We start from the raw sequence: 18374 nt of genomic DNA, 5'->3' as shown, positions 1-18374 counted from the left end.
GAGCGGCAGCGGCAGCATCACGCGCGCGCGCGCGCCCTCGGTCTTAGCGGTCGACGATGCGGTTGCTTCGGTCGCGGCTTCGCTGGTATGGGGTGCGGCCATGAAGTAGATTCTAATCGCCGCGCGGGCCCGAGTCGCGCAACGAAGGAATGGCCCGGACCATGAAATTCTTCATCGACACCGCCGACGTCGACGCCATCCGCGAGCTGCACGACCTCGGCATGGTCGACGGCGTGACCACCAACCCGTCCCTCATCCTGAAATCCGGCCGTGACATCCTGGAAGTCACCAAGGAAATCTGCAGCTTCGTCACCGGCCCCGTCTCCGCCGAAGTCGTCTCGCTCAAGGCCGACGAGATGCTGGCCGAGGGCCGCAAGCTCGCCGCCATCGCCCCGAACATCGCGGTGAAGGTGCCGCTGACCTGGGACGGGCTGAAAGCCTGCAAGGTGCTGTCGGGCGAGGGCTTCATGGTCAACGTCACCCTCTGCTTCAGCGCGAACCAGGCGCTGATCGCCGCCAAGGCCGGGGCGACCTTCATCTCGCCCTTCATCGGGCGGCTCGACGACATCAACCTCGACGGGCTGGACCTGATCGGCGACATCCGCACGATCTATGACAACTACGACTTCAAGACCCAGATCCTCGCCGCCTCGATCCGCACCGCCAACCACGTCAAAGACTGCGCGATGATCGGCGCCGACGTCGTGACCGCGCCGCCTTCGGTGATCAAGGCGCTGGCGAGCCATGTGCTGACCGACAAGGGCTTGGACCAGTTCACCAAGGACTGGGCGAAGACGGGGCAGAAGATTTTGTAAGTGAACAAGCCCCCCGCGTCCGGCGCGGGGGGCACGACCGACAAAGGTCGCCCGCGCGCCCATCGGGCATCCGTCCGGCGTTCTGACATGAACCCATAGGCTTCAGGATTGGGGGAACCATGCCGACCGACGAATACGGCCCTGTCCAGGAAGTATTCCGGGGCACCTCGGGCATCACCAAGGTCCAGGTCAATGGCAGGCCGGTTTTCTTCCTGCAAACCCATTTTCGCGATGTCATCCAGCGCGAACACCAGGCTGGAAGGTTCTATGAACCCGAAGAATTGCATCTGATCCGGACCTTCTTTCCGACCGGTGGGGTCTTCTGCGACATCGGCGCCAACGTCGGCAACCACAGCCTTTACGTCGGGCTCTTCCTTGAACCGTCCCGGATCATCTGCTTCGAGCCCAACCCAGCCATCATCCCCACGCTTCGCGCCAACATCATTCTGAACGGGCTGGAAGACATTTGCGACCTCGAACATCTGGGCCTGGGTCTGTCATCGTCGTTTCAGGACAGGCTGGGAATGGTCTTCGGCGCGCGCAATGTCGGTGCCGGTCGACTGAGGGCAAACATGGGCGATCTGCGGACCGTCCCCGGCGACAGCCTCTTGGCCGACCGCAGGGTGGATTTCATCAAGATCGATGTCGAGGGGATGGAACTCGACGTTCTTCGCGGCCTGGCGCAGACCATTGCCGCGTCCCGGCCCGTGATCTTCGTCGAATGTGCGAATCTCAACATCGACCCGGTGATCGACATGCTCGGGGCCTGGGGATACAGCAAAATGGCCGAATGGCGCCGCTATGAGCAGAACATCAATCTTCTGTTCCAGCCCGATGCCTCGTCAGACGCTAAGCCATGATCGTCGGAATCTCCGTCGTCAAGAATGAAGCCGACGTCATCGAAACGATGGCGCGGCACAATCTCGCCTACCTTGACCATCTGACCATCGTGGACAACGGAAGCGCCGACGAAACGGTCGACGTGGTCCAGTCCCTGATCGACGAAGGCCTGCCCTGCGCACTGATCCAGCACCCCGGAACGACGCACCTGCAGCACGTCCTGATCTCGGACCTCGTGCCTTCTCTCGTCGCCACCTACGATCCTGACCGGATCATCCCCCTTGATGCCGATGAATTCATCGTCGGAGATATCGGGGCGTTTCGCCGGGAAATGCAGGACCGGTCGATCCCGCTGAAACTGCCCTGGGTGACCTACGTTCCCATGCCCGACGACGATGCCGCCGAGACCAACGTCCTGAAGCGCATCGTCAACCGGCGCGTCAGCGAGGTGCCGCAACTGTACAAGATCACCGTCCCCGCCATCGCAGCCGTGGGGGCACAGGTTGGGCCGGGGTCGCACCGGTTGCACTGCAATGGCAAGAAGGTCTTCATGCGTGTTTCGGCCTCGGCGCGCCTTGCGCATTTTCCGGTGCGCTCGGCCGAACAACTGATTGCGAAGATCCTGATCGGGTCCTGGTCGGTCAGGCAAAGACGCAGACGCCGGGGCGAAGCCTATCACTGGCTCGACCTGGCACAGAGGTTTCTCACATCACCGACCCTCCGCACTGCAGAGATGTCGCAGATCGCCTTGGCCTATTCCGGCAACGAGTCGACCGAAGTCGTGCGTGATCCGGTATCGACGGACATCGCCGTCAAGATGCCGGTCGACCCCGCGACGACCTTGCTGAGGAAGCTCATCGCCTACACTGAGGACCTCGTCCGCAGGTCGGAAGGGCCGCTGCAAGGTCCGTGATCATCCCTGACCCAGGTCCGGAGCCGCACCGTCACCGCGCGTCGGGGCGGTCCATTCGGCCTGCGGCGGCACGCCTCGCCCCCCTCACCGCACCAGCGGCCCGCCGAACACCCGCTCGTCTCCCTCCGCCACTCCCTTCTGGGCATATTCCTGAGCCTTCGCCCGCACCGCCCCTGTGGCTTCCGGTCCTGCATCCTCCCATTCCCACCCGAACGCCTTCGCCACATCGCCAAACTGCGGCTTCCCGCCGGAGTGCCCCTCCTCCCGCTCCCGGTAATGCGCCAGCGTCTCGGCCCCCCGGATCACCCCGGCCAGTCGCGCGTGCATGTAGCTGCGCAGCACATCGTTGATCCTTGGCCCATAGCCCTCGCCCATCGACTTGAAGAACTTCAGCACATCCGCCTCCAGCGCCAGCGTGACCTTCACCTTCGCCGCCCGGGGCGTGGCGGTGGCGATCCGGTGCCACTCTTCCGGGATGCGCCCGGTCAGTTCGATGGTGTTGTGCAGGTCCCATTCCAGCCGCCGCATGACATCCATCATGTAGGTCATCTGGGCACGCTGGCGGGGTGTCTGTTTCCTAAGGTCGGGCATCGGCAGGCTCCTTTCCGGCCCATCCTCAGACCCAAAGGTTAACGCCAGCCGAGCCCGGCGCGCGTATGGACGCTTGCCATACCAAAGCCATACCGGGTCCAGATGCAGTGTTGCATCCCTGCCCTTCCGCCTTTCCGTGTTGCTTTAACCCTGTCGCCAAGCCCTTGGCCGGTCGCCTATACTCCCCTGAAACCGACCCGGACTGTCCAGATGATCGAACCCGACCTGCGCGACCGCATCCTCGCCGAACCCGAACGGCTCCTGGAGGATCGCGACGTGATGAACGCCCTCGTCGCCGCCAACGAACGCGCAATGGGGGCCAACATCGTCGATTTGCGCGGCATCGCCATGCAGCGGCTGGAGACGCGGCTCGACCGGCTGGAGGACACGCACAGGTCAGTGATTGCAGCGGCTTACGAGAACCTCGCCGGGACGAACCAGGTCCATCGCGCCGTCCTGCAACTCCTTGAACCGACGAACTTCGAGGCCTTCATGCAGGCCCTGACCGGGGAGGTCGCCCAGACCCTGCGGGTCGACATGGTCCGCCTGGTGCTGGAGACCTTGCAGGAAGACGGCGACACCGACCCCACCCTCCGCCGGTTGGGCGAGGTGCTGCAGGTGGCGCCTGCGGGGTTCGTGGGCCACTACCTGACCAACGGCCGCAACGGCCCCGGGCGCCCCGTCGTCCTCCGTTCCATCACCGCCCTCGCCGAAACCCTTTACCAAGACCGCGCGGGGGACTTCCAGTCCGAAGCCCTGATGAAACTCGACCTCGGCCCCGGCCGCCTGCCCGCCATGCTGGTCTTCGCGTCGGAGGATCCGAACCAGTTCAAGTCCACTCACGGCACTGATCTGCTTGCGTTTTTCGCGGGGGCCTTCGAACGGGCGATGCGCCGGTGGCTGGGCTGAGCGACCCTTTCCTCAGCCCCGCTTTAGGGGCCGCGCTGGTGCAGTGGCTGTCGCATCTGCAGGCGCTGGAAGGTGCCGCCGTTAACACGATCGAGGCCTACCGCCGCGACGTCGCCCGCTACCTCAAGTTCCTCTCCGCCCATCGCGGCGGGGCCGAAGGCATCGCTTCGGTCGCCCGCACCACCCACTCCGACCTCCGCGCCTGGATGGCCGAGGAGCGGAAGCACCTCTCTGCCCGCTCCCTCTCCCGCGCCCTTTCGGCGGTCAAAAGCTTCACCGCCTGGGCCGCCGACCGCAGCGGCACCGACGCCACCACCGTCCTTTCCGCCCGCGGCCCGAAGCATCGCCGCAAGCTGCCCCGGCCCCTCAGCGAAGACGCCGCCGCCACCATGCTGGACGAGATCGGCGCCGACGCCCGCGAAGACTGGATCGCCGCCCGCGACACCGCCATCGCCACACTGCTCTACGGCCTCGGCCTGCGCATCTCGGAAGCCCTCTCCCTCACCGCTGCCGACCACCCGCTGCCCGAAACGCTGCGCATCACCGGCAAGGGCGGCAAGACCCGCCCGGTCCCGGTGATCCCCGCCGCCGCCGAAGCCGTCGCGGCCTATGTCGCAAGATGCCCCTACGACCTCACTCCCGGCGATCCCCTATTCCGCGGCGCGCGCGGCGGCCCGGTGAACCCCCGCCTGATCCAAGGCGCTATGGAGCGTGCCCGCCTGCGCCTTGGCCTGCCCGCCACCGCCACGCCGCATGCGCTGCGCCACAGCTTCGCCACCCACCTCCTCGCCGCGGGGGGCGATCTCCGCGCGATACAGGAGCTTCTCGGCCATGCCTCGCTGTCGACCACCCAGGCCTACACCTCTGTCGATGCCGCGCGGCTGATGGAGGTCTACGAAAAAGCCCATCCCCGCGCCTGAGCGCGGGCAAACTGTTGCACCCGACTGCGTTATCCGCCATCACATTCCCATGAGCCCACGCCTGAAAGCCCTCTCCGTCCACCTCCTCACCGCCTCCGGCGCGGTCCTGTCGATGTTCGCCATGCTTGCAGCGGTCGAGGAAAACTGGAGCATGATGTTCCTCTGGCTGGTCGTCGCGCTGATCGTCGATGGCGTCGATGGCCCGCTCGCCCGGCGCTTCGATGTGCGGAAAAACTGGCCGACCTATGACGGGGTCCTGATGGACCTGATCGTCGACTACCTCACTTACGTCTTCATCCCGGCCTTCGCCCTCTTCAAGTCGGGCCTTTTGCCCGGCTGGACCGGCTGGCTGGCGATCATCGTGATCTGCTACGGGTCCGTGGTCTATTTCGCCGACACAAGGATGAAGACCAAGGACAAGAGCTTTGCCGGCTTCCCGGCCTGCTGGAACATGGTCGTCCTCGTCCTCTTCGCGACCGAGCCGAGCCAGACGGTGATCCTGCTGATCGTGATCCTGTTGACGGTCACGATGTTCACCAACCTCAAGTTCATCCACCCGGTCCGCACCAGCCGCTGGTACGAGATTTCGCTGGGTGTGATCATCGCCTGGATCGTGCTGGCCGGTTGGGCCGCCTGGTGGGATTTCCACGAAGGCCCCGTGGCGAAATGGCTGCTGGTGCTGACCTCGCTCTACCTTGCGCTGGCCGGCATCGCACAGCAGATGGTGCCCGAGGGTATCCGGCGGGTGCGGTAGGCTGGAATCCTCAAGCAAGGATTTTGACAAGTTTCTTGCTCAAGAAACTTGCCGCCTCACAGCCGCGTCAGGATCACCCCGGCCACGATGATCACCGAGGCCAGCGCCTTCTCGCCCGTCATCCGCTCGCCGAAGACCAGCCAGCCGATCAGCACCGCGAACAGGATCGAGGTCTCGCGCAGCGCCGCCACCACGGCGATGGGGGCAAATGTCATCGCCCAGATCGACACCGCATAGGCCCCATAGCTCGCCGCCGAGGCGAAGGCCCCCATCCGCCAGGCCCGCCAGTTGCGCGGGATCACGTCCAGCCCGCGCAGCGCCACCATCCCGAGGGTGAAGAAGCAGCCGTCCGCCACGAAGACCCAGGCGACATAGGCGGCGGGCGAGCCCGAGACCCGCGCGCCCATGCCGTCGATCAGCGTATAGGTCGCCGTCGCGCAGGCCGAGCCGATGGCGAAGGGCAGAAGCCGCCGGTTCTCGCCAGAGGCGAACACCCCCCGCGCCATCAGCAGGATCCCCGCCGCAAGCATCGCGATGGCCAGGTATTCCCGGCCCGTCACCGCATCGTTCAGCGCAAAGGCCCCGACCAGCGCCACGATCATCGGCGCGGCGCCCCGGGCGATGGGATAGACGCGGGACAGGTCGCCCCGGTCATAGGCATAGGTCAGGAAGAACTTGTAGGCGAAATGCGTGCAACCCGCCGCCAGCACCCAGGGCACCGCCGCTGGATCGATGGCTTCGGACAGCATCACCACCGCCAGCCCGATCGGCACCTCGACGATGGACAGGATCACCATCCCGCCGACCTTCGAGGTCCCCAGCTTGATCAGCGCATTCCAGAGCGCATGGAGAAAGGCCGCCCCCAGGACGGCCAGGAAGATGCCAAGGCTCAAGGCGCGCACCCGTGCGGAAACTGTCCCCGCATGGCTAAGCCCAGCAGCAACGCCATGCAAGCGGGCCGATAGGTCCAGCGGCCCGGTTTCGATAGGGTCAGATCACTTGCCCTTCGCGGCCTTGCGCTCCAGCGCGCGCAATTGGTTCTTCGCGCCGAAACCCACGCCGAAGTAGCAGACCAGAAGGCTGATCACGACCGCGAACAGCGCGATCCAGGGCAGGAAGGTGGCGATCTCGGCATCCGGGGCTGCATCGCCCGTCACCGCCATGATCACGTTGGACATCGTGAAAGGCACGCCATGCCAGGCGAAAAGGCCCCAGAAAAGCGCGACCGTCAGTACAAGCGAGGCAAGCGTCGCTGCCACCGCGAACTGCAGCTTCTCCTTGGCGAGCAGCGTCCGTCCCAACGTCGTCGCCGCAGTGCCGCCTGCCGACATCGAGGCGATCATCGCGAAGACGATCCCGATGGACCCGGGCATGGGGACGTTCGGCAGGAAGGTCTCGATCAGGAACAACAGGACGTTCCCGGCGATCAGGGTGCCAAGGAACACCAGCAGCATCTTCGCAAGCGGCATCTTGGAAGGGTTCGGTTCCATGAAGTTTCCTTTCGGTTGAATTTGCAGGCACTGTTTCCACCGCGCCGGCAAAAGGCAAGTCAGGTTTACAGCAACAACGCCCCCTCGTGCCGCAGAAGCGCGGCCTTGGTCTCCACCCCGCCCGGCGCCGAGAAGCCGCCGAACCAGTCGGTCCCCGTCACCCGGTGGCAGGGGATCAGGATCGGCAAGGGGTTCGCCCCGCAGGCCTGCCCTACCGCTTGCGGCGCGGCCCCCACCCGCTTCGCGATCTGGCCATAGGTCCGCGTCTCGCCAAAGGGAATGTCGGCCATCGCGCGGCGCACGGCCTCATTCAGCCCGGTGCCCCAGTCCATCGGCAGGTCGAACCGAGTGAGCCGCCCCGCGAAATAGGCCTGAAGCTGCGCCAGCCCCTCTTCCAGCAGCGCGCTCCGCCCCGGCACCTCCGGCAGCCGCCATTCCAGCCCGACCAGCAGGCCGTCGCGCTCCACCAGCGCCACCGGCCCGAACGGCCCCACCAATCCGGCGCGGATCATCGTACCACCCCCCGCCCCAGCGGCGCAAAAGCCGCGCGCAACACTTCCGCCATCCCCTCCACCGCGGGAGAGGTCCCGCGCGGGTTCCGCCGCAGCACCACCCGCGCATTGTCGACCATCGGAAAGCCGTCCTCCGCCGTCAATTCCCGGCATCCCTCGGGGATCGTGCTGCGCGACAGGGGCGCGATCGCCATCCCGTTCGTCACTGCCACCCGGAACCCTCCCGCCATGTCGCAGGACCAGGCCGCGCGCCAGTCGATGCCCTGCCGGTCCAGCGAATGCTCGGCATAGTCCCGGCTCCACTGGCTGCGGAAATAGACCGCCACCGGCACCGGGCGGCGCAGGTGCTGGGCATGGGTCAGCGAGGTCACCCAGACCGTCGGGTCGATGCACAACACCTCGCCCTCCTGCACATAGGCCCAGTCGTAGATCACCCCGATGTCGATCTCGTCCGCCTCCAGCGCGGCGATCTGCGCGCTGGAATGGTCGACCCGGACCGAGACCTGCACCCCCTCGTGCCGTTCGTCGAAAGCCGCGAGCGCCCGGGGCAGCACCGTGCCGGAATACTCGTCCGAGATCCCCACCCGGACCGGCCCGACCAAGGGCTTCTCCCGCAGGGCCACCGCCGCCTCGTCCAGCAATGCCACAACCCTGCGGGCATAGGGCACCAGTTGCTCGCCCCGGGGCGTCAGCACCACCCCCCGCGCCTGGCGCTCGAAGAGCGGCTGGCCCAGGCTGTCCTCCAGCCGCTTCACCTGCAGGCTGACCGCCGACTGCGTGCGATAAAGCCGCCCCGCCGCCGCCGTGACCGACCCGCTGTCCGCCACCGCGAGGAAACTGCGCATCAGGTCACTGTCCAGCGGCTGCATTGGCTACCCATGAGTCAGATTTATGTTAGCCATCAAACCTATTCGTTTGTGAAATGTCAAACCCGCCCCTATCTTCAGCTCTCAAGATAAGGAGACCCAGTCATGTTCGCCCGCCTCTTCGCCCTTTCGCAGCTGCGCCGTTCGACTGCGTTCCTGCTGGAACGCGAGGATGATCATTTGCTGCACGACATCGGTCTGACCCGTGAAGACCTTCTGGCCATGCGCCGGGGCGAAAGCCTCACTGCCGCGCAGGCCAAGACCTTGCGCTTCCATTCGACGCCGACGCTCCGCGGTCTCCCCGTGGGCGCTTCGGCCTGACTCTTCGCCGGGGGTGCCCCCACCTCCGGCGAAGCCTTTACCCCCGCGCTCAACCCTCGCTTGGCAGCATCCGCCGAAGGATCTTGCCCGAGGCCGATTTCGGGATTGCCTCAAGAAACGTGATCCGCCGTGGCAGCTTGTAATGCGCAAGCTGCCCGGCCAGATGCGCGCGGATCGCGGCCTCGTCCGCCCCCTCCACCGGCACGACGAAAGCCACCGGCACCTCGCCCGCCTCGTCGTCGGGCACGCCCCTGACGGCCGCGTCCCTCACCATCGGGCTGGTGAGCAGCGCCGCCTCGACCTCGGCCGGGGCAACCTGGAAGCCCTTGACCTTGATCAGTTCCTTCAGCCGGTCGCGGATGAAGACCCAGCCCTCCCCGTCCACCTCCGCCAGGTCGCCGGTCTTCAGCCAGCCGTCCCCGGTCAGCGTCGCCGCCGTCGCCTCGGGTCGGTTGTGGTAGCCCAGCATGACCTGCGGCCCCCGCACCCACAATTCGCCCGCCTCGCCCGGCCCGGCATCGCGCCCCTCGACCACGATCCGCGTCTCGGTCGAGGGCAGCGTCACCCCGACGGATCCCGTCTGCGACCTGCCGCGCGGCGTCGCGTGGCTGACCGGGCTCATCTCGGTCATGCCGTAGCCCTGCACCGCCAGGCAGCCCAGCCGCGCGGCCACCGCATCGCCGACTTCCCCACCCAGCGGGGCCGCGCCGGAGAAGAACCGCTCGACGCAGGACAGATCGAAATTCGCCACCATCGGGTGCTTGGCCAGCGCAACGGCGACCGGCGGCGCGCAGAAGAGCGTCGGGGTCCGGTGCCGTGCCACCAGTGTCAGGAACAACTCCAGATCGAAGCGCGGCAGGGTGATGATCCCGGCCCCCGCCGCAAGGTGCATGTTCATCAGCACGGTCTGGCCGTAGATATGGAAGAAGGGCAGGAAGCCCACCGACCATTCCCCCGGCTCGCAACCGATCACCGCCAGCGACTGGTCGACATTCGCGACCAGATTACGATGAGATAGCCGCACCCCCTTGGGAAGACCCGTGGTCCCGCTGGAATAGGGCAAAACCGCCACGTCCACTGCCGCATCGACCGGCACCTGCACCGCAAGGGCTTCGCCCATCAGCGCGGCCAGCGGGGTGACGCCCTCCGCTTCGCCGATGACCACGATTTCCACATCCCCCGCCGCCGTCTGCGCGATGTCGAGGAACGGCGGCACCGTCACCAGCAGCCGGGCGCCCGAATCCTCCAGCTGATGCGCCACTTCCGGCGCGGTATAGGTCGGGTTGATCGTGGTGACCGTGGCCCCGGCAAAGGCCGCGCCGTGAAACACCACCGCAAACTCCGGGCAATTCGGCGCTAGGATCGCCACCACGTCGCCCTTGCCGATCCCCCGCGCCTTCAGGCCCCCCGCCAGCCGCCGGATGCCGCCCTCCAGCGCCCCCGCCGTCATCTCCCGGCCCGAGGGACCGTCGATCAGCACGACGCGGGCCGGGTCGCCGCCCAGCCCGCGCAGCACGCGTTCGGTGATGCTCTCGCCGGTTAGCCGGATCGGCGGATAGGGACTTCTGTGGATCATGGCAGCCTCCTCCCTTTGGAAAGAAGCTACCACGTTTCAGGCCGGAAGTTTCACCCCAGCGCGGCGTCGCACCGCTGACAGGTTCCCGGATGCTTGTGCGTGCCCACATCCGGCAGCACCCGCCAGCAGCGGTCGCATTTCTGCCCCTTGGCCAGCTCGAACTCCACCGCCACGCCCGGCACCTCGGCCAGCGCGAAGGCCCCCTCCGGCACCGGCTTGGTCGACAGCCAGATGCACGAAGTGATGCAGACCTCCTCGAAGGTCACCGTCTCCAAGAGTCGCATCATCTCGGGCGTCGTGAACACCACCGGCGCCGCCTCCAGCGACGAACCGATCACCTTCGCCGTCCGCTGCACCTCCAGCGCCCCCGTCACCACCCGCCGCACGTCGCGGATCGTCTCCCACTTCGCCGCCAGCGCCTCGTCGCGCCAGTTGGCCGGCGTCTCGGGGAAATCGACCAGATGCACCGAGCTGTCCTCGCCCGGGAACCGTTCCAGCCAGACCTCCTCCATCGTGAAGACCAGCACCGGCGCCAGCCAGGTCGTCAGTCGGTGGAACAGGATATCCATCACCGTCCGGCAGGCCCGGCGCCGCAGGCTGTCGGGCGCGTCGCAATACAGCGCATCCTTGCGGATGTCGAAATAGACCGCCGACAGGTCCGTGGTGCAGACCGTGAAGAGCTTCTGGAAAACGCCCTGGAAGTCGTACTTCGCATAGCCCTCGCGCACTTCGGCATCCAGCTCGGCCAGCCGGTGCAGCACCCAGCGCTCCAGCTCGGGCATCTGGGCGTGATCCACCCGCTCCGCCTCGGTGAACCCGCTCAGCGCCCCCAGCATGTAGCGCATCGTGTTGCGCAGCCGCCGGTAGCTGTCGGCGACCCCTTTCAGGATCTCCTTCCCGATCCGCAGGTCCACCGTATAGTCCGACTGCGCCACCCAGAGCCGCAGGATATCGGCGCCATATTCCTTGATCACCTCTTCCGGCGCGACGGTGTTCCCCAGCGACTTGGACATCTTCATGCCCTTCTCGTCCAGCGTGAACCCGTGGGTCAGCACCCCCCGGTACGGCGCCCGCCCCTTGGTCCCGCAGGCCTGCAACAGGCTGGAATGGAACCAGCCGCGATGCTGGTCGGTGCCTTCCAGATAGAGGTCAGCAATCCCGTCCGCCGCCCCGTCCTCACGGTCGCGCAGCACGAAGGCATGGGTCGAGCCAGAGTCGAACCACACGTCCAGCACATCGTAGACCTGTTCATAATCCTGCGCGTCGACGATGCCGTCCAGCACGCGCTCCTTGAATCCTTGCACATACCACACATCCGCGCCCTCGGCCTCGAAGGCCGCTTTGATCCGCGAATTCACCTCCGGGTTCCGCAGCAGGAAGTCCGGCGCATCCGGCCGCGCCCCCTTCTTCACGAAACAGGTCAGCGGCACGCCCCAGGCACGCTGCCGCGACAGCACCCAGTCCGGCCGCGCCTCGATCATCGAATGCAGGCGGTTCCGCCCCGTCGCGGGCGTCCACTCGACCAGCTGGTTGATCGAGGTCAGCGCCCGACTGCGGATCGTGTCGCCATAGGTGCCCAGCCCGTCGTCGAGCTTGCGGTCGATGGCGACAAACCATTGCGGCGTGTTGCGGAAGATGACGGGAGCCTTCGACCGCCAGCTATGCGGATAGGAATGCTTCAGCTTCCCCTTGGCAAAGAGCGCGCCTGAGTAGGCCAGCTGCTTGATGACCGACACGTTCGCCGGCCCCTCCTTGCCGTCCGGCGTGATGATATTCTGCCCGCCGAACAGCGGCAGGTCGGCCCGGTAGGACCCGTCCGCCTCGACGTTGTAGGTCATCGGCAGGCCGAACTTCACCCCCAGCTGGTAGTCGTCATCGCCGTGGCTGGGGGCGGTATGCACGAACCCCGTCCCCGCATCGTCGGTGACATGGTCGCCGGGGAGCATCGGGACATCATAGTCCCACTCGCCGTTGCCGCCTTCGACACCGCGGAAGGGGTGGGCGAGGGTCAATGCGGCAAGGTCTTTGCCGAGAACTGGGAGTCCACCTCCAACTTCGACCGACTTGCCAGCGGCGAGAAGCGCTTCGGCCAAATTCTCTGCCACGAGTAGGAGTTCGGTTCCCTCGCTGTCGCTACCCTCGGTGGGCTTGCTCACTTCGAGGAGCCGATAGCTGATCTCTGGATTAAAGGCGACTGCCCTGTTCTGTGGGATCGTCCAAGGGGTTGTCGTCCAGATTACAACCTTCGCCTTTCGCAGCAGGTCCACCAACTGTGCGAATTCAGTCGGCTGAAGATCTCCATGCGTCGCCTTAAGCTCGTCTTCCATCACTTTCGAGACAGGAAACCGCACCCACACCTGATGCGAAGTATGGTCGTGATACTCCACCTCCGCCTCGGCCAAAGCGGTCTTCTCGACCGGCGACCACATCACCGGCTTCGACCCCTGGTACAGCGACCCGTTCATCAGGAACTTCATGAACTCGTCGGCGATCACCGCCTCGGCGTGGTAGTCCATCGTGAGGTAAGGCCGGTCCCACTTGCCCGTCACCCCCAGCCGCTTGAACTCCTCACGCTGGACGTCGATCCAGCCCTCGGCGAACTTGCGGCATTCCTGCCGGAAGGCGACCGTGTCCACGTCGTCCTTGTTCAGCCCCTTGGCGCGGTACTGCTCCTCGATCTTCCACTCGATCGGCAGGCCGTGGCAGTCCCAGCCCGGCACATAGCGCGCATCGCGGCCCATCATCTGCTGGCTGCGCACCACCATGTCCTTCAAGACCTTGTTCAGCGCATGGCCGATGTGCAGGTGCCCGTTGGCGTAAGGAGGGCCGTCATGCAGCACGAAAGGCACCCGGCCCACAGCCGTCGACCGCAGCCGGTCATAGACCCCGATCCGCGCCCAGCGCGCCAGCCACTCCGGCTCGCGCTGGGGCAGGCCCGCCCGCATCGGGAAGGCGGTCTCGGGCAGGAAGACGGTATCGCGGTAGTCGACAGCGGCGGTATCGGCGCACATGGAAAGGGAACCTCAAGTCAGGGGCAGGTCGGCCCATCAGGGGCCAGCGGCAAGACGACGAAAAACCCGGCCAGGCCTCAGCCCGCCGGGCAAGTAATTCGCGACCGAACGACCCGCCACATCTGCATGGCGGCCTTATAGACAAAGGCCCATGCAGGGTCCAGCCCGCCCCTTTGCCTTTCACATTTGCCCAAATATCCTCGGGGGGTTCGGGGGGCGAAGCGCCCCCGACGACCGAGGAGGAGGCGCAGCCCGACGACGAGACAAGGAGTCTTCGCGCGCCAGCGCTCCTTTCACTACCCGCCCCACCCCCGCGATCCTGGGTCCGGCCTTCCCCACTCGACAACCCGCGCACCCTGCGCTTCTCTCCCCGGCAACCGCCATCCCGAAAGCCCTCCCATGTCCCTCCGCCTCGCCCTCCTCATCCTGCCGCTCGCCACTCCGGCCTGCGCCGATCTCGCGCTCTCCTCGCAGGTGCCGGGGCTGGACCTCGTCGCCCTCGCCGACCTGCCCGCCGCTCCGCAGGACCAGGGCGAGCCCGACTTCTGCGCGCATCTCTTCGTCGAGACCGTCACCACCCCCGGCGGCAAGGACGCGGCGGCGAAAGGCTGGCATGTCACTGCCGAGCTTCCCCTCGGCGACCTGACCGCCGTCAGCTTCATCGGTCACGCCACCCCCGCCACCAGCGGCACCTGCGAGCTGGGCGCGGGCAATGTCGGGTTCTACTCGGGCAGCCATCTCGTCGCGCTTGCCTACGGCACCGAGGCCGATGCCCTGCTCATCGGCAGCCTTCGTCCTTTCGGCACCGGGTTGCGCATCCTGTCCGGCGATGTCGTCGCCGGAACGGTGGCCGACCTGAGCCATGACGGCAGCGCCCTGGCCGTCATAGGCCCGGCGACCGAAGAGCCTGTCTGCGACGGCAGCGGCATCGTGCCGGGGATCGAGGGCCTGCCCATCGACAAGGCCCGCGACCTGCTTCTCCAATCCGGCTGGCAACCGGTGCCGGGCGACCCGGCGCAACAGAACCTCGGCTGGGCCGGCGAACTCGCCGCCGCCGGGGTGCCTGAAGTCGAGGATTGCTCGGGCACCGGCTTTGCCTTCTGTTCCTTCCGCTACTCCGGCCCGGCGGGCGAGCTTTCGGTCGTCACCGCCGGGGAAGGGGGCGAGGACGGCAGCCTGCCCGGCGTCGTCCGCTACGGGGTGGACTGCCGGTAAGGCGGTAGAAAGACGGTAAACCGATGCTGAACGTCCGCAGCCAAGGCATTGATTTTGCTTGGCCCAATTTTCTGTCCACCGTGGACACCGCTGGACAGGCGCCCCCCGACCTGCCATCCTGACCGCATGAAACTCCCCTCGCTCAACGTCCTTGGCCAGGACCTGCAAGCCTGCTCCACCGACCCCGTCACCGGCTTCTTCCGCGACGGCTGCTGCAACACCGGCCCGATGGACCGCGGCCTCCACACCGTTTGCGCCCTGATGACGGCCGAATTCCTCGCGCTGTCGAAGTACCTCGGCAACGACCTTTCCACCCCCCGCCCCGAATACGGCTTCAAGGGGCTGAAGCCCGGCGACCAATGGTGCCTCTGCGCCTCCCGCTTCCTGCAGGCGCACGAGGAAGGCGCCGCCCCGCAGGTCCGCCTTGCCGCCACGCATCAGGCGACGCTCGCCGTCGTGCCGCTGGACATCCTGCGGCAATACGCCACCGACTGACCGGCTGGACTTGCGCCAGGCACAAGGCGACATCTCCCCCATGATCCCGCCCCGCTTCGACATCACGCCAGACCAGATCGCCCGCGTCGTGGCGACCTTCTACGCCGCGATCCGGCAGCATCCCGGCCTCGGCCCGGTCTTCGCCGCCCATGTGCAGGACTGGCCTGCGCATGAGGAGAAGATCGCCCGCTTCTGGCGGAACGCGATCCTGCACGAGCGGGTCTATGACGGCAATCCGCTGGTCGCCCACCGCGACGCCGGGAATGTAAGGCTGGGGATGTTCCAGATCTGGCTCGGACTTTTCGACAGCGTGCTCAAGCGGGAACTGCCAGCGGAAACCGCGGCCCAATGGTCCGCGCTGGCGCACCGGATCGGGCGCGGGCTGATGTTCGGGCTGCAGGGAGCCGAAGGCGCGCCGCCCTCACTTCGCTGAGACGGTGGCCTGCGTCTGAGCCACCGGCATCGGCCGGATCGCCCCATCGTCCCGCATCAGGTCCTCGATGAACAGCGACAGAAGTTGCGACCGCCCGGTCACGCCCGCCTTGCGATAGATCGCATTGGTCTGCGCCTTGACCGTACCCTCGCTGGTGGACCGCATCGCCGCGATTTCGGCGGTCGACAGTCCCTTGATCGCGAACAGCGCCACGTCCTTTTCCGAAGGCGTCAGCCCCCATTCGGTGAAACGCTCCTGCAGGAGGTCGGCGAAAGCCCCCGAGGCCCGGCGCAGGCGTTCCTCCGCCCGGGTCCGGCCCCGCAGCGCGCCCAGCAGCATCCAGCCGCCCAGGCCCACACCCAGGATCAGGCCGAAGGCAGCGAAGATCTCCAGCAACTCGCGCATTTCCCAGCTGATCGGCGCGCTCTGGAAGCCGATCATCGACGAGAGGATGTCGGACACGAAGAAGAAGGCGCAAAGCACCTGGATCACGAAGATCGCGATGAAGGGTGCTGCGCGTCTCACCCCGGCAACCGGGTCGACCGCGCCGGGACCGGGTCAATTGCCATCGCCACTGCCGCCATGACCGCTGCTGTCGTCATCGTCATCGTCATCGTCGTCGTCATCATCATCGTCGTCATCATCGTCATCATCGTCATGACCGCTACCCGGATGGTCGTCGATGATCTGAACCTTGCCGTCGCCCCCCGCGACCGGCGTCCAGAGATCGCGCAAGATTTCGCCCGTGCGCGGGTTGAGGATGATCTCACGCTCGCCATCGGCTCGACCGGCCACGATGCGCACCCGACCCAGAAGGGTCCGTTCCTGCACGATCGAACGGAAGCCCTGCTTTCTCAGCTGTCGGATAATGCTTTCGACGTTCTCCTGCGCGGCAGCGGGCGAAGCCAGCGCAAGCGTGATCGCAAGACCCGATAGGAACTCCCGCCGTTTCATCCGGTTAACCTGACCCCTTCCCGGAAACTATGTTCCAAGCCGAAGGCCCCGGCAAGACCGGGGCCTCCAGACGAGCGAATTCAAGCGATCAATCGTCGTTGCTGTCGTGATCGCCGCCATCACCGCCGCCATGATCACCGCCGTGATCATCGTCGTCGTCGTCATCGTCGTCATCATCGTCGTCATCATCGTCATCGTCGTCATCGTCGTCATCATCATCGTCGTGATCGTCGTCGTCGTCATGGCCGGTGAAGTCGTGGTCGACCGTCTTCACTTCCTTGCCGGTCTTGGTGGCATCATCGCCATCGGCGGCATCGGTTTCCTGCTTGGCGATCGCCTGCGTCTCGTTGTCGTAGACGACTTCAAGCTTCTGGCCGTCCTTGATCGCCTCGACCTTGGTCTGGGTCGGACCGACCTTCACCTCGACATAGCTGTAGCCCTGGGCCAGGTAGTCGTCTGCCAGTGCGTTGCCGTCGATGGCGGCGAAGGCGGCGCCGGCCGACAGGGCGACAGCGGCGGTGTAGCACAGGAGTTTCGTTCTCAGTTTCATCCGGGATCTCCTTCAGGTTCTCGGGTCCTGCTCGTCCAGGGGCACCAGGTCCGCCGTCGAGAGCATGGAGCCATCAAGCCCCACCCGGTCCGGCCTGACCATTGCACCCAGGTTTACTTGCGGCGGCCTATGCCCCCGGTTGGCAGGAATAAACTCGAGTTTATGCTCAACCCTGAGGCGAGGCCGCCCGGTTTGGAGGCGAGGAAAGGCCGGGCGCCGCCCCTTTCCCGAATCGCCGCATGCGAAAGGCCCGTAGCGTCTCGCCACGGGCCCCGAATTCCACTGCAGGTCCAGTCCGGCCTCAGACCTTCATCGTGACGCCAAGGTGCTTGGCGACGGTGAAGATGTCCTTGTCGCCGCGCCCACACATGTTCATCACGATGATCTTGTCCTTGGACAGGGTCGGGGCCAGCTTCATCACCTGCGCCAAGGCGTGCGAGGGTTCCAGCGCCGGGATGATTCCCTCCAGCCGACAGCACAGCTGGAACGCCTCCAGCGCCTCGGCATCGGTGATGCTGACATATTCCGCACGACCCACATCATGCAGCCAGGAATGTTCCGGCCCGATCCCGGGATAGTCGAGGCCCGCGCTGATGGAAAAGCCTTCGAGAATCTGCCCGTCGGCATCCTGCAGCAGGTAGGTCCGGTTGCCGTGCAGCACGCCCGGACGCCCGCCGGTGAGGGAAGCGCAATGCTCCATCCGGTCGTCGACGCCCTTGCCGCCCGCTTCCACGCCGACGATCCGCACCGAAGGGTCATCGAGGAAGGGGAAGAAGAGGCCCATCGCGTTCGACCCACCGCCGATGGCCGCGACCACCACGTCGGGCAGGCGGCCTTCGCCCTCCTGTTCGGCCAGCTGCCAGCGCACTTCCTTGCCGATGATCGACTGGAAGTCGCGCACCATCGCCGGATAGGGATGCGGTCCCGCCACCGTGCCGATGCAATAGAACGTATCGCGCACGTTCGTCACCCAATCCCGCAACGCGTCGTTCATCGCGTCCTTCAGCGTGCCGCGACCGCTTGTCACCGGGATCACCTCAGCCCCCAGCAGCTTCATGCGGAAGACGTTCGGCGCCTGGCGTTCCACGTCATGCGCGCCCATGTAGACCACGCATTTCAGCCCGAACTTGGCGCAGACCGTGGCCGTCGCCACCCCGTGCTGCCCCGCGCCGGTCTCGGCGATGATCCGGGTCTTGCCCATGCGGCGGG

21 protein-coding genes are annotated in these 18374 nt (G+C 66.2%); 11 read left to right on the top strand and 10 right to left on the bottom strand.

Annotation, left to right across the window (positions count from 1 at the left end; all coding sequences use genetic code 11):
- Positions 1 to 161: 161 nt before the first annotated feature.
- The 3 genes from fsa (at position 162) to ACE3P6_RS05255 (ending at position 2568) form a co-directional block, all read left to right on the top strand.
- Entirely contained in the window at positions 162 to 815 is a 654-nt protein-coding gene (fsa, locus tag ACE3P6_RS05265; RefSeq protein ID WP_374392362.1) for a fructose-6-phosphate aldolase, read from the top strand.
- A 119-nt stretch (positions 816 to 934) separates the two neighbouring features.
- The gene (locus ACE3P6_RS05260) at positions 935 to 1675 is read left to right on the top strand and encodes an FkbM family methyltransferase (protein WP_374392358.1); all 741 of its coding nucleotides are present in this window, start codon (positions 935 to 937) and stop codon (positions 1673 to 1675) included.
- Positions 1672 to 2568, top strand: a complete 897-nt coding sequence (locus tag ACE3P6_RS05255) for a glycosyltransferase family 2 protein (RefSeq protein WP_374392356.1) — start codon at positions 1672 to 1674, stop codon at positions 2566 to 2568. Before ACE3P6_RS05260 ends, ACE3P6_RS05255 begins: the two co-directional genes overlap by 4 nt.
- Positions 2569 to 2652: 84 nt before the next feature.
- Here ACE3P6_RS05255 and ACE3P6_RS05250 read toward each other — a convergent pair whose 3' ends face one another.
- Complete coding sequence (locus ACE3P6_RS05250; RefSeq protein ID WP_374392354.1) at positions 2653 to 3159, bottom strand: BrnA antitoxin family protein; 507 nt, start codon at positions 3157 to 3159, stop codon at positions 2653 to 2655.
- A 210-nt stretch (positions 3160 to 3369) separates the two neighbouring features.
- On the opposite strand from ACE3P6_RS05250, the gene ACE3P6_RS05245 reads away from it, so the two are divergent.
- Genes ACE3P6_RS05245 through ACE3P6_RS05235 form a run of 3 tightly spaced genes read left to right on the top strand, consistent with a single transcriptional unit; the run spans position 3370 to position 5742 of the window.
- A complete protein-coding gene (locus tag ACE3P6_RS05245) occupies positions 3370 to 4068 on the top strand; it encodes a DUF484 family protein (protein WP_374392352.1) in 699 nt (232 codons plus the stop codon).
- A complete protein-coding gene (locus tag ACE3P6_RS05240; protein WP_374392349.1) occupies positions 4056 to 4988 on the top strand; it encodes a tyrosine recombinase XerC in 933 nt (310 codons plus the stop codon). The genes ACE3P6_RS05245 and ACE3P6_RS05240 overlap by 13 nt, the downstream gene beginning before the upstream one ends.
- Positions 4989 to 5037: 49 nt before the next feature.
- The gene (locus ACE3P6_RS05235) at positions 5038 to 5742 is read left to right on the top strand and encodes a phosphatidylcholine/phosphatidylserine synthase (protein WP_374392346.1); all 705 of its coding nucleotides are present in this window, start codon (positions 5038 to 5040) and stop codon (positions 5740 to 5742) included.
- 56 nt (positions 5743 to 5798) lie between these two features.
- Here the strand turns inward: ACE3P6_RS05235 and ACE3P6_RS05230 are convergent, their stop codons facing one another.
- From ACE3P6_RS05230 to ACE3P6_RS05215, 4 genes are all read right to left on the bottom strand, one after another.
- Complete coding sequence (locus ACE3P6_RS05230; RefSeq protein WP_374392343.1) at positions 5799 to 6635, bottom strand: EamA family transporter; 837 nt, start codon at positions 6633 to 6635, stop codon at positions 5799 to 5801.
- Between the two features lie 102 nt (positions 6636 to 6737).
- Positions 6738 to 7211, bottom strand: a complete 474-nt coding sequence (locus ACE3P6_RS05225; protein ID WP_374392340.1) for an ABZJ_00895 family protein — start codon at positions 7209 to 7211, stop codon at positions 6738 to 6740.
- Between the two features lie 86 nt (positions 7212 to 7297).
- Entirely contained in the window at positions 7298 to 7744 is a 447-nt protein-coding gene (locus ACE3P6_RS05220; protein ID WP_374392338.1) for a methylated-DNA--[protein]-cysteine S-methyltransferase, read from the bottom strand.
- Positions 7741 to 8613, bottom strand: coding sequence for a LysR family transcriptional regulator (locus tag ACE3P6_RS05215; protein ID WP_374375485.1), 873 nt, complete (start codon positions 8611 to 8613; stop codon positions 7741 to 7743). Before ACE3P6_RS05215 ends, ACE3P6_RS05220 begins: the two co-directional genes overlap by 4 nt.
- Positions 8614 to 8715: 102 nt before the next feature.
- On the opposite strand from ACE3P6_RS05215, the gene ACE3P6_RS05210 reads away from it, so the two are divergent.
- A complete protein-coding gene (locus ACE3P6_RS05210; RefSeq protein WP_374392336.1) occupies positions 8716 to 8931 on the top strand; it encodes a hypothetical protein in 216 nt (71 codons plus the stop codon).
- Between the two features lie 49 nt (positions 8932 to 8980).
- Here the strand turns inward: ACE3P6_RS05210 and ACE3P6_RS05205 are convergent, their stop codons facing one another.
- Together ACE3P6_RS05205 and ileS are read right to left on the bottom strand one after the other, a co-directional pair.
- Entirely contained in the window at positions 8981 to 10507 is a 1527-nt protein-coding gene (locus tag ACE3P6_RS05205; RefSeq protein ID WP_374392333.1) for an AMP-binding protein, read from the bottom strand.
- Between the two features lie 50 nt (positions 10508 to 10557).
- Positions 10558 to 13518: an isoleucine--tRNA ligase gene (gene ileS / locus ACE3P6_RS05200; protein ID WP_374392331.1), complete on the bottom strand. Its 2961-nt coding sequence runs from the start codon at positions 13516 to 13518 to the stop codon at positions 10558 to 10560.
- Between the two features lie 399 nt (positions 13519 to 13917).
- Here ileS and ACE3P6_RS05195 point away from each other — a divergent pair, with 399 nt between their 5' ends.
- The 3 genes from ACE3P6_RS05195 to ACE3P6_RS05185 all read left to right on the top strand — a co-directional run bounded on the left by ACE3P6_RS05195 (position 13918) and on the right by ACE3P6_RS05185 (position 15661).
- Positions 13918 to 14733 carry a hypothetical protein gene (locus tag ACE3P6_RS05195; protein ID WP_374392329.1) on the top strand — a complete coding sequence of 272 codons (816 nt, stop codon included), beginning with the start codon at positions 13918 to 13920 and terminating at the stop codon, positions 14731 to 14733.
- A 126-nt stretch (positions 14734 to 14859) separates the two neighbouring features.
- Positions 14860 to 15228, top strand: a complete 369-nt coding sequence (locus ACE3P6_RS05190; RefSeq protein WP_374392327.1) for a DUF2237 family protein — start codon at positions 14860 to 14862, stop codon at positions 15226 to 15228.
- Between the two features lie 40 nt (positions 15229 to 15268).
- Positions 15269 to 15661, top strand: a complete 393-nt coding sequence (locus ACE3P6_RS05185) for a group III truncated hemoglobin (protein WP_374392325.1) — start codon at positions 15269 to 15271, stop codon at positions 15659 to 15661.
- Here ACE3P6_RS05185 and ACE3P6_RS05180 read toward each other — a convergent pair.
- On the bottom strand, positions 15650 to 16186 hold the full coding sequence (locus ACE3P6_RS05180; protein WP_374392323.1) for a helix-turn-helix transcriptional regulator: 537 nt from the start codon (positions 16184 to 16186) through the stop codon (positions 15650 to 15652). The two genes, ACE3P6_RS05185 and ACE3P6_RS05180, sit on opposite strands and share 12 nt — an antisense overlap.
- Positions 16187 to 16243: 57 nt before the next feature.
- Between ACE3P6_RS05180 and ACE3P6_RS05175 the strand changes: the two genes are divergently transcribed.
- Entirely contained in the window at positions 16244 to 16597 is a 354-nt protein-coding gene (locus ACE3P6_RS05175; protein WP_374392321.1) for a hypothetical protein, read from the top strand.
- Between the two features lie 106 nt (positions 16598 to 16703).
- Here the strand turns inward: ACE3P6_RS05175 and ACE3P6_RS05170 are convergent, their stop codons facing one another.
- Together ACE3P6_RS05170 and trpB are read right to left on the bottom strand one after the other, a co-directional pair.
- Positions 16704 to 17165 carry a PepSY domain-containing protein gene (locus tag ACE3P6_RS05170; protein WP_374392320.1) on the bottom strand — a complete coding sequence of 154 codons (462 nt, stop codon included), beginning with the start codon at positions 17163 to 17165 and terminating at the stop codon, positions 16704 to 16706.
- Positions 17166 to 17466: 301 nt separating this feature from the next.
- On the bottom strand, positions 17467 to 18374 hold a 908-nt coding region (gene trpB / locus ACE3P6_RS05165), incomplete at its 5' end, for a tryptophan synthase subunit beta (RefSeq protein WP_374392317.1).

This window comes from Tabrizicola sp. (genome assembly GCF_041911175.1).
Classification (GTDB): Bacteria; Pseudomonadota; Alphaproteobacteria; order Rhodobacterales; family Rhodobacteraceae; genus Tabrizicola.
This window is presented reverse-complemented; position numbering and strand designations above follow the sequence as displayed.

What these genes read in the sequence shown, in the direction of transcription:
- ACE3P6_RS05175 (WP_374392321.1), top strand. Translation starts at nt 16,244, where the DNA reads ATGACCGCTGCTGTCGTCATCGTCATCGTCATCGTCGTCGTCATCATC.
- ACE3P6_RS05205 (WP_374392333.1), bottom strand. Translation starts at nt 10,507, where the DNA reads ATGATCCACAGAAGTCCCTATCCGCCGATCCGGCTAACCGGCGAGAGC.
- ACE3P6_RS05220 (WP_374392338.1), bottom strand. Translation starts at nt 7,744, where the DNA reads ATGATCCGCGCCGGATTGGTGGGGCCGTTCGGGCCGGTGGCGCTGGTG.
- ACE3P6_RS05215 (WP_374375485.1), bottom strand. Translation starts at nt 8,613, where the DNA reads ATGCAGCCGCTGGACAGTGACCTGATGCGCAGTTTCCTCGCGGTGGCG.
- ACE3P6_RS05190 (WP_374392327.1), top strand. Translation starts at nt 14,860, where the DNA reads ATGAAACTCCCCTCGCTCAACGTCCTTGGCCAGGACCTGCAAGCCTGC.
- ACE3P6_RS05255 (WP_374392356.1), top strand. Translation starts at nt 1,672, where the DNA reads ATGATCGTCGGAATCTCCGTCGTCAAGAATGAAGCCGACGTCATCGAA.
- ACE3P6_RS05235 (WP_374392346.1), top strand. Translation starts at nt 5,038, where the DNA reads ATGAGCCCACGCCTGAAAGCCCTCTCCGTCCACCTCCTCACCGCCTCC.
- ACE3P6_RS05260 (WP_374392358.1), top strand. Translation starts at nt 935, where the DNA reads ATGCCGACCGACGAATACGGCCCTGTCCAGGAAGTATTCCGGGGCACC.
- ACE3P6_RS05210 (WP_374392336.1), top strand. Translation starts at nt 8,716, where the DNA reads ATGTTCGCCCGCCTCTTCGCCCTTTCGCAGCTGCGCCGTTCGACTGCG.
- ACE3P6_RS05195 (WP_374392329.1), top strand. Translation starts at nt 13,918, where the DNA reads ATGTCCCTCCGCCTCGCCCTCCTCATCCTGCCGCTCGCCACTCCGGCC.
- ACE3P6_RS05245 (WP_374392352.1), top strand. Translation starts at nt 3,370, where the DNA reads ATGATCGAACCCGACCTGCGCGACCGCATCCTCGCCGAACCCGAACGG.
- fsa (WP_374392362.1), top strand. Translation starts at nt 162, where the DNA reads ATGAAATTCTTCATCGACACCGCCGACGTCGACGCCATCCGCGAGCTG.
- ileS (WP_374392331.1), bottom strand. Translation starts at nt 13,518, where the DNA reads ATGTGCGCCGATACCGCCGCTGTCGACTACCGCGATACCGTCTTCCTG.
- ACE3P6_RS05170 (WP_374392320.1), bottom strand. Translation starts at nt 17,165, where the DNA reads ATGAAACTGAGAACGAAACTCCTGTGCTACACCGCCGCTGTCGCCCTG.
- ACE3P6_RS05225 (WP_374392340.1), bottom strand. Translation starts at nt 7,211, where the DNA reads ATGCCGCTTGCGAAGATGCTGCTGGTGTTCCTTGGCACCCTGATCGCC.
- ACE3P6_RS05185 (WP_374392325.1), top strand. Translation starts at nt 15,269, where the DNA reads ATGATCCCGCCCCGCTTCGACATCACGCCAGACCAGATCGCCCGCGTC.
- ACE3P6_RS05250 (WP_374392354.1), bottom strand. Translation starts at nt 3,159, where the DNA reads ATGCCCGACCTTAGGAAACAGACACCCCGCCAGCGTGCCCAGATGACC.